General features: G+C 31.1%; 6 protein-coding genes. 3 read left to right on the top strand and 3 right to left on the bottom strand.

What is annotated here, in order from left to right:
- Positions 1-35: 35 nt before the first annotated feature.
- Positions 36-2300 (bottom strand): adenosylcobalamin-dependent ribonucleoside-diphosphate reductase, encoded by a 2265-nt coding sequence (locus IX290_RS10515; RefSeq protein ID WP_211493144.1) that lies wholly within the window; start codon positions 2298-2300, stop codon positions 36-38.
- 267 nt (positions 2301-2567) lie between these two features.
- Between IX290_RS10515 and mnmH the strand changes: the two genes are divergently transcribed.
- Positions 2568-3611: a tRNA 2-selenouridine(34) synthase MnmH gene (mnmH, locus tag IX290_RS10510; RefSeq protein WP_211493143.1), complete on the top strand. Its 1044-nt coding sequence runs from the start codon at positions 2568-2570 to the stop codon at positions 3609-3611.
- Positions 3612-3682: 71 nt separating this feature from the next.
- On the opposite strand, the gene IX290_RS10505 is transcribed toward mnmH, so the two are convergent.
- Both IX290_RS10505 and IX290_RS10500 read right to left on the bottom strand, forming a co-directional pair.
- Positions 3683-4915 carry an aminopeptidase gene (locus IX290_RS10505; protein WP_211493142.1) on the bottom strand — a complete coding sequence of 411 codons (1233 nt, stop codon included), beginning with the start codon at positions 4913-4915 and terminating at the stop codon, positions 3683-3685.
- A 9-nt stretch (positions 4916-4924) separates the two neighbouring features.
- Positions 4925-5566, bottom strand: a complete 642-nt coding sequence (locus IX290_RS10500; protein ID WP_211493141.1) for an alpha/beta hydrolase — start codon at positions 5564-5566, stop codon at positions 4925-4927.
- Between the two features lie 202 nt (positions 5567-5768).
- On the opposite strand from IX290_RS10500, the gene IX290_RS10495 reads away from it, so the two are divergent.
- Complete coding sequence (locus tag IX290_RS10495; RefSeq protein ID WP_211493140.1) at positions 5769-8519, top strand: M16 family metallopeptidase; 2751 nt, start codon at positions 5769-5771, stop codon at positions 8517-8519.
- Between the two features lie 14 nt (positions 8520-8533).
- The gene (locus IX290_RS10490) at positions 8534-8863 is read left to right on the top strand and encodes a DUF1904 domain-containing protein (RefSeq protein WP_211493139.1); all 330 of its coding nucleotides are present in this window, start codon (positions 8534-8536) and stop codon (positions 8861-8863) included.
- Positions 8864-8991 lie beyond the last annotated feature (128 nt).

Below are 8991 nucleotides of genomic sequence, written 5' to 3'. Positions count from 1 at the left end.
ACAGTCCTTTCACAGACTGTCTTCAAATCCTTTTATTATTCACACTTTGAATATCCACAATTTCTACATGAGTAACATCCACCAGTAACCTCTAATGGAGCTCCACATTCAGGGCAGTGCATCAAAAGTTTTTTATCACTTTCTTCCTTTATTTCCTGCTCCTCTTTTTCCTCTTCATCAAGCTTTTTAATAGCCTGTTCATGAGCATCTAAACCCATATCTTTTTCAAATTTTTTAAGAATATTTAAAATTGCAGATGGACATGTGCTTCCCTGGCTTACATTCTGATTTTTAGTTCTAGCTACAGCAAAAGATGTACATCCACTTACACCTTCAATTGCATTTTCAAGCATAAACAAGTTTCCACCAAGTCTAAGTATTCCTGACATATATATAGCAACAGCCTGAATATTCTTTTCGCATCCTCCAGTACCACTTCTAATTACATAAAGATCCTGAATTGCTCTTTCAGTTGGAGAATATCCAATCATTACTTTTAATTTTCCACAACCTATCCTCATAGTAGTTGGATAGTAAATTGTATCTGCAGCAATTGGTTTTAATTTACCTCTTGGAATACTGTTTAATTTATCCTCTAATACTTTTTCAGGTGATTTTTCAACAGTAAGTATACCTTCTCTATCACAACCTGCTCTATAGATTGTCATTCCTTTAAGTCCATTTCTCCAAGCTTCTATATAAAGCTGTTGAACTTCCTCTACTGAGACTTTATTTACAAGATTAATAGTTGAAGAGATACTTGCATCTATTCTTCTTTGCCATACTCCCTGCATTTTTATTCTGTCATGAGGATTTAAATTTTGAGCAGTAACAAAATACTCAGGTAAATCTATCTCATTTTCAATTCTATTTTTTTCCATATATTTTTGTGCAATTGGAATAAATACTTTATAGTATACATCTTCACCATGAAGACTTTCAGTTTTTCTTGTATAAGAAAATGCAAAGTTTGGTTCTATTCCTGTACTTATTTGAAGCATTGTACCTATTGATCCAGTAGGTGCAATAGTAAGAAGTTGTGAGTTTCTAAGTCCATACTCCTCAATTAGTTTTAGAGTTTCTTCTGAAGCATTTTCAAGTAAGAATTTTGATTGAAGAATCTTTTCTTTTTTATATTTTGGATAAGTTCCATAATCTTTAGCAAGAAGTGCACTTGCTCTTAAAGCACTGTCTATAATAGTTTTAGCAACTTTATCACAAAAATCTAAAGATTCAGAAGTTCCATATTTCAATCTCATCTTTATTAAAAGGTCTCCAACACCTAATACTCCAAGTCCTATCTGTCTCCAGTTTTTTACAGACTCTCTTTGCTCTTCTAATGGATGAAGTGGTAAACCTTCATCTAGTACATCATTTAATGCCCTTACAGATTTTTCAACAGCAGATGATAGTCTCTCATAATCAAATTCATCTTCCTCATTTACAAATGTTGGAAGGATTAAAGAACCTAGGAGACAGCTACCTCCAGCTGGAAGAGGCTCTTCAGCACAAGGGTTTGTTCCTGCATACTCAAACTCTTCATCTTCACTTAAAAGATTCCACTTTCTTATTCTATCCCAGAACAGTACTCCTGGCTCTGCAAATCTCCAGTTTTGTACTGCAAGTTCTTTAAATAATTTTCTTGCATCTATAGTTTTTCTAATTACTTCACCAGTATCTCTAACTATAAACTCAGTTTCATATTTTAACCCATCTACAACAGCTTTCATAAAAGTTTCATCTACTCTTACTGAGATATTAGCTTTTTGAATTTTTGTAAGGTCTGATTTTATCTTTATAAAGTCCTCTATATCAGGGTGATTTACATCAATAGAAATCATTAGTGCCCCTCTTCTACCTCTTTGTCCTATGATATCTGTAGTCATATTGTAAAGATCCATAAAAGAGATAGACCCTGTTGTAAACTTGGCAGAGTTATTAACTTCTGCTCCTCTTGGACGAAGTTTTGAGATATCTACCCCGCATCCTCCACCATATGAATAAGTTCTTGCAAGTTTTTTTGCTGTTTCAAATATTGATTCTATATTATCTTCAGGTGGTGCAATAACATAACAGTTACTGTATGTTATCTTTCTTCCAATTTTACTAAGTCCTCTATTTGAAAGTATTCTACCAGCAAATATGAACTCTTTATTCATTATCATCTCTTTTAAAGCTTTGTCCCCACCTGACACTCTATTTAACCAAGCTTCAAACGTTTCTCCATCATACTTATATTTTTTCTCCCAAATGTCCAGCCCTAATTTATTATCTTCTCCTAACCAGTCAATTATCTCCATTTTTTCCCCCTTTGTACTTTAATCTACCTCCTCATTATAACATTTTTTCCAAAATATTGTGGTTTATTTTTTGAATACATCTATATATAGTATCTATCAATATTCTCAAAGTCAACATTGACCAGTCTACTAAGGCCATATGAAATTTGTAAAATACAATTTTTGAATTATATTTATGAAATTAATCTTTTTTCTAAATCATTTATCTGTTGACAATATTTTAAAATAGAGATATTATTTAATATACGTGACTTTAAGGAGGTCAATATGGAAACGATTACTTTTGAAGAATATTTAAAAGAAAAAAATGCTATACTTATAGATGTGAGAACTCCAAAAGAATTTACTATAGACCACGTTCCAAATACTGTCAATATTCCTGTATTATTAGATGAGGAAAGAGTTGATGTAGGAACTACATATGTACAGGTCTCAAAGGAAAAAGCTAAAGAATTAGGAGTACAGTATATATCAAAAAGACTTCCTGAAATTTTTAAACAGGTTCAAGAGCTTTCTCAAAAATATTCAAAACTTATTTTTATGTGTGCAAGAGGTGGAATGAGAAGTTCTACTATAGCATCACTATTTAGCAGTCTTGGATACAAAACTGCAAAACTTAAAGGTGGATATAAAGAGTATAGAAGCTATATTCATAGTCAGATTCCTGATTTGAATAAAAACTTCAAATATATAGTTGTTCATGGAAAAACAGGTGTAGGAAAAACTAAAGTTCTAAATAGAATGATTGACCTTGGTGTATCTGTTATGGATTTGGAAAAAATGGCTGCTCACAAGGGTTCTTTCTTCGGTGGATTAGGTGAAGAACTTCCACAGAGCCAAAAAAGATTTGATGGAGAGGTTTTTGAATATCTTAGAACTTGTACTACAAAATATATAGTAGTTGAAAGTGAAAGTAAAAGAATAGGAAATGTTTATATTCCAGAATCTGTTTATCAAGCTATGATGGCTGGAACTCATCTATATATTGATACATCTATTGAAAATAGACTTGATATATTGATGGAAGATTATGCAAATGTTCCTATGGATCAGATCAAAGAGTGTCTTTTGAAAGTTGCAAGATATGTTTCTAAAGAAAAAATGAAAATCTATCTTGATTTACTGGAAGAGAAAAAATTAAGAGAACTTTCAGAACTTTTAATAAAACAATACTATGATCCATTATACAGTGTAAGTATTGAAAAACATGAATATGCTCTTTCTTTTAAATATGAAACAATTGACGAATGTGCTGAAATATTAGCTGAATTTGTAAAAAAATTAGAGGGTAACAACCAAGTGGAGGATTAATCTTCCACTTTTTGTTTTCCCTCTAACTGTGTTACTCCCCTGCCAAGGACTTATATTATACTTCTTTTATCTTACAGTGTAAATACAAAATTTCCATCCATCATAATCTGAACCTCTGTTCCATCTGGCTCTATTCCCACTATTTCAAGGTCTTTAGTTCCAATCATAAAATCCACATGATTCATTGAAATATTCACACCTTTTTCTTCCAACTCTTTATCGCTCATTTTTTCTGCACCTTCAAGACATACAGGATATGCACTTCCCACAGCTAAGTGACATGAAGCATTTTCATCATACAGAGTATTGTAAAATACTTTTCCTGATTTTGATATTGGTGAATCATAAGGAACTAAGGCAACCTCTCCAAGATATTTAGAATTCTTATCTATTGTAAGAACTTTTTCCAATACCTCTTCTCCTACTTCTGCTGAAAAATCTACGATTTTTCCATCTTTAAATACAAGTTTAAAATTGTCTATCTTACTTCCTCCAAATATAAGAGGTTTACTTGAATATACAACACCATTTACTTTATATTTATCTGGTAGAGTAAATATCTCTTCTGTTGGCATATTTGCTATAAATTCCACACCTGATTTAGATTTTTCAGATCCCCCTATCCATTTATGCCCCTGTGGCAAACCTATCTCAAGATCTGTTCCTAAACTGTTTTTATATCTCAATTTAACAAATTTCTTACTATTTAAATATCCCATAGTGTCTCTAAAGTTTTGCAGATGTCTATCCCACTCATGAACAGGATCATCTTTATCAACTCTCATTATTTTAAATATAAGTGTCCATAGTTTCTCTACTGCTTTTTCTTTAGACTCATTTGGGAATATTGCCTTTGCCCATGGAGTTGTAGGAATCGATACTACACACCACTGATTGCTGTTACCCATAATAGCTTCATAATACTCTTTTAATGCAAGACCTCTTGCTTTTTTATTTCTTGCTATTCTTGTTTTATCTACATCTTTTAATATCTCTGGATCCTCTGCATAGATACTTAAAAATGCTGCACCTTTTTTTCTATAATAGTCAACTGACTCCTTTTTCCAATTTGGGAAAATATCAAATACCTCATCACTTGCATATGCATATCTGTATTTTTCTACCACTTCGTCTCCCCAATGTACTATTACCTCTTTTGCTCCAGCTTTATATGCCTCTTCAACTAATTGTCTTGTAAAATCATAAGTTACAACAGGAGCACTGATTACAAGAATCTGGTCTTTTTGGATATTTATTCCTTTTTTTATTATTAATTGTGCATATTTTTCAATATTTTTCTTCATCTACTCCTCCTATTTTATTCTAAATCCACCTTTTGAAATAAAGTTATTTATATACTTTGCTGTTCCCATTTTTTTATGTATCTCATCATGAACCAATGGAAGTAAAAGAGTATCTTTAGCTTTTTGGTATGAACACTCTTTTATATTTACCACTCCATCACTATACTCTCCAAGCCATCTTTTAAATATTCCACATGGTTCTGTTCCTATTATTATTCCAACCTCTATATTTTTATCAAGTTTAAAATGCTTCTTATTTTTAAATACAGCTAAAGGTTTAAATATCCTGTCTAATAATGGAAAAACTCTGCTAAGCCTTCTGTGAATTACTGAATCCTTTGTAGGTGCTGAAATAAGTATTATTTTATCTACTATACCTTTTACTGCTCTATCTGCTAAAGCACCTTCTATAAGTTTACCACCTAAACCATATCCTATGAGAACTATCTCCTCTTTTTCTGGATGTCCGCCATATTTAAGATCTAATAAGAACTGCTTAAGCATATTCTCAGAGCATTTTATATCAGGAAAAGTCAGAGGAAAATTCAGGTTTTCAACCTTATATCCCAATGTTTCCAGATTTTCTTTTAAAGGTTCCATATCCCTGTAACTTCCATAAAACCCATGAATTAACACAACTCTAAAGCTCATTTCCCTTTTCTTCTCCTTTATTAAAAAAACAATTTATTTCATTATACACCATTTTTTAAATCTCTTTTATCTTTAGTATACAGAATTTTTAGAAACAACTCAATAGTTCTTATGTTAAACTTTATAAAAATTAATAATCTAGCAAGTTTTTTTTAAAAATGATATTATATTATATACGCAAATTGATTTTGGAGGTTATAAAATGAAAATTTTTAAAAGGCTTCTGTTACTGGTTATTTTTACAATTATCTCTATATTTTCATACTCTAAACCTTTTGAAGACAGTCCTAAGCTGATTTCTGGAAAGCTGGATAATGGTCTAGAGTACTATATATATCCAAATGCTAAACCTGAACATAATGCAACATTAAATCTTGTAGTTAAAACAGGTTCTTTAATGGAGGAAAATAAAGAACAGGGAATAGCACACTTTATGGAGCACATGGCTTTTAATGGCACTACAAAGTATAAGAAAAATGATATGATTAAATATCTTCAGTCTATTGGTCTGAAATTTGGAGGAGACCTTAATGCTTATACAACATTTGATAAAACAGTGTATAAACTTCAAGTCCCTACAGGAGAAAAAGAGCTTGAAGATGGTATTGAAGTATTGAGAGAATGGGCAAGTGAAGCTACTTTAGTCCCAGAAGAAATAGATAGTGAAAAGAAAGTTATAATAGAGGAGTGGAGACTTACTCAGGGACTTTCTCAACGTCTTGGAGATGTTCAAAAGAAAGCTCTCTTTGAAGGCTCAAGATACTACCACCGTTTCCCTATTGGACTTCCTAAAATAATTTTAGGAGCTGACCATGACCTTCTAAATGGATTTTATAAAAAATGGTATCAACCTCAAAATATGGCAGTTATAGCTGTTGGTGATTTTGATGGTAAAACTGTTGAAAATCTTATAAAAAAATATTTTACCTATGAAGGGGATAAAAATGCAGGTGTACCTCAAAGCTATCCTCTGAATAAACTGAAAAATAAATATATAACTTTTTCAGATCCTGAGCTTAGATTTAATACCTTTTACATCACAAAAATTCTTGATAGAGATGTAGTTACTGATAAAAACTCTCTAAGAAAGTATATAATAGATGAACTTGTTGTAGATATTTTAAATTCAAGACTTAACAATCTGACTAAAGAGGAGAATTCAGTATTTCTTACATCATTTATTGGAAAATATCCAATGACTAAAGATAAAGATATTTTTGACACTGTTGCAATAATAAAAAATGATAGAATCCCAGAAGGAATCAATCTTCTGAATCTATTTTTAAGATCTGCATCTATCAATGGATTTACTGAAACTGAGCTTAATCTTGAAAAGGATAACCTCTATAACAGTATGAAGAGTTTTGTGGCAAATAAAGACAGCATTGATCACAATACCTATGCTGAAGAGCTTGTACGACATGTTATGTATGGAGAGTCTTTTATTGAGATGGATAAGGAGTTAGCACTTTATTCAGAACTTTTAAATACAATCAAACTATCTGATCTTAATTCCAGAATAAGAGAGATGTTTGATGAAAATTCACTCTACATGCTAACTACAAGTACAGAACAGGGAACTGTAACAAAAACTAAAATTAAAGATATAATAAGAGAATCTGATAAAATCAAAGATGTTCCTGATTTTTCATTAAATCCTGCCACACTGGAACCTATAAAACTGACTCCAGGTAAAATTGTAGAAAATGATGGAGAAAACTATGTTCTTTCAAATGGAATGGAAGTATATACAAAAGCAACTGATTTTGATAAAGATAAAATAATTATAAAACTCTTTAAAAAAGAGGGAAGCTCTGTAGATAACTATACCCACTATATAAACTCCATAGTAGCATCTGGAATTATTGAAGGGTCAGGTCCTGCAAATCTTAAACCTAGAGATTTAGAAGCATTTATGAAAGGAAAAAACTTTGGTGTAGCTTCATATATCAGTGATTATGAACAGGGAATCAATATTGGAACAGATAGAGAAAATCTTATTAATGCACTTGAATATATGAGTTACCTGATATATTCACCAAAGGTTGATTCAACTATCTTCAATAATACTATAGAGGAACTCAAGGAGAATATAAAAACAAGACAAAACTCTCCTAGAACTGTATATGGTGATGAGATAAGAAAGCTGTACAGTGGAGATAATAAACGTAGAAGACCTCTATCTAATGAGGATATAAATCTACTGGACAAGAAAATTATATTAGATGAATTTAAGGATAAATTTGGAGATTTCTCAGGTTATAAACTTATAATTGTAGGTTCTATAAAAGATATGGATATTCCTAAACTACTGGAAAAATACTTTGCATCTCTTCCAAATAATGGTAAAATATCTACTCCTAAACCACTTGATATAAACGTACCAACAGGACTAGTAAGTAAGAGTGTAGTTAAAGGAGTAGATAAAAAAGCTACTACTACCATTATTTTCCCATATAGTTCAACTTATGGTTATAAGGAAAAAACACTTTATACTGGATTTTCTCAAATTCTTGATATGGAGCTTATTGAAAAAATAAGAGAAAAAATAGGAGGGGTATACTCTATTATCTCTTATACTTCACTTTCTCCAAACAACTATGGAGAGGACAAACTTATAATCTACTATAGCTGTGATGTAAATAGGATAAATGAGATTAAAAAAGCTGTAATTCAGACATTGTCAGATTTGTTATACACTGAGATGGATCAGGCTAAAATTGACAGTGTTGTTAAAAATTATAAAATTTCATATGATATTCAGGCTAAGGAAAATGTGTTCTGGCTGGATCAACTTTATCAGACAAATACAATTTCTCAATACAAACTTCCAACTCCAGAAGAATTTAAAGAGCTTATGACTAAAGATAACCTTTGGGAATATAATCGTAAGGCAATTAACTTGAAAAACTATATAGATGTTACTCTAATTCCTGAAAAGGATTCATTATAAATTAAGGAGGATTTATGCCACATTTAAAAATCAGAGGAATGGCTAAAGAGCCAATTATAAAAAACAGCAAGGAGTTAATAGATGGACTTACTGAAATAGTAAAGTGCGATAGAACATGGTTTACTATTGAACATATTGACACTGAATACATCTTTGATGGTAAAATTGTCGATGGTTATACATTTGTAGAACTGTTTTGGTTTGAACGTACTCCAGAGGTTAAAAAACAGGTAGCTGAATTTATTACTAAATTTATTAAAAAAATCAATGGAAATAAAGACTGCTGTGTAATTTTCTTCCCAATGAAAGGCGAAAATTACTGTGATAATGGAGAATTTTTCTAATATTAATTAAAGTAATAGGAAAAGGCCTGTGGTAAATTTACTACAGGCCTTTTATGGTATATGTGATTATATGAAGTATAGTTATGACAATATTTTATTATTTAGCTGCTTTAGCTTCTTTTGCTTTT

The sequence above is a fragment of the Fusobacterium sp. DD2 genome, assembly GCF_018205345.1.
In the GTDB taxonomy this organism is placed as follows: domain Bacteria; phylum Fusobacteriota; class Fusobacteriia; order Fusobacteriales; family Fusobacteriaceae; genus Fusobacterium_A.
Note: the sequence above shows the minus strand (reverse complement) of the source record. Positions and strands in the feature narration are given on the sequence as shown.